Annotated in this window: 2 protein-coding genes; both read right to left on the bottom strand. The window is 67.3% G+C overall.

All coding sequences use genetic code 11. The annotated features are described in order from the left end of the window. Positions 1 to 32: 32 nt before the first annotated feature. Positions 33 to 356 (bottom strand): transposase family protein, encoded by a 324-nt coding sequence (locus QSK30_RS37095; RefSeq protein ID WP_352231685.1) that lies wholly within the window; start codon positions 354 to 356, stop codon positions 33 to 35. Then, the gene (locus tag QSK30_RS36595) at positions 278 to 784 is read right to left on the bottom strand and encodes a transposase family protein (protein ID WP_285510002.1); all 507 of its coding nucleotides are present in this window, start codon (positions 782 to 784) and stop codon (positions 278 to 280) included. Before QSK30_RS36595 ends, QSK30_RS37095 begins: the two co-directional genes overlap by 79 nt. Between the last annotated feature and the right edge of the window lie 23 nt (positions 785 to 807).

Genomic DNA, 807 nt, shown 5'->3' with positions numbered 1-807 from the left:
GGGCAGAAGGTGTTGCGGCTGGGTCTGCGGGGTTACCGCGTTGTGGGTTGGCGGCGGTCTCGGTGTTGGTGGTCGGAGAGGAGTCCGGCGACGGCTCGGATGGTGTGGTCAAACGTTGTTCGGCGGACGAGGTGGCGGGCAAGGGAGCGCCAGTTCTTCAGATGGGCGATGCCGTGTTCGACTCGGATCCGTTGTGAGGAGTGGGCTTTGCGTTGGGCCGCGTGGTGCTCCTCGTACCAGACCGGCGGTTTTCGCCGAAACTTGCGATGCGGTGGTGTCACGATCGCTCCGCCGGTCTGCGCGCCGAGACCCTGGTAGCCGGCGTCGGCGAGGACCTGAACACCCGTGTCGAGCAGCAGCTCGGTAACCCGCTGCCCCGGGCCTGGGTGATGTCGGCGACCGAGCCCGGCGCAGTGGCCCCGCAGAACAGCATCCTGCCCTCGAGATCGGTCACGATCATGGTCTTGATGGCGTTCTGCCTGCTCTTGCCCGAGACGAAACGGTCCCGATCGACGGTGTTCGCTTCTGGGCGGCGCACCCGCACCTCCGTCGCGTCCAGAATCGCGGCCGAGCTGGTGGCGCCCAGGTGATCGATGACCTCTCCCGACGTCCGCAACCGCCCGCCGTCGGCGACCCGACAGCCGCGCTCGGCCAGGATCGGGCGGATCTCGTTGACCGCGCGGGTAATCGTGGACCGATCCACCCCGAACCACGCGGCCAGCACGTCGTGTGTGACACCGTGACGAAGGTGCACCAGCGTGGCCAACAGACGATCGATGAACACCAACCGATACCTCGCCCCCGCAC

This window comes from Actinokineospora sp. NBRC 105648, from assembly GCF_030269645.1.
Taxonomy (GTDB): domain Bacteria; phylum Actinomycetota; class Actinomycetes; order Mycobacteriales; family Pseudonocardiaceae; genus Actinokineospora.
This window is presented reverse-complemented; position numbering and strand designations above follow the sequence as displayed.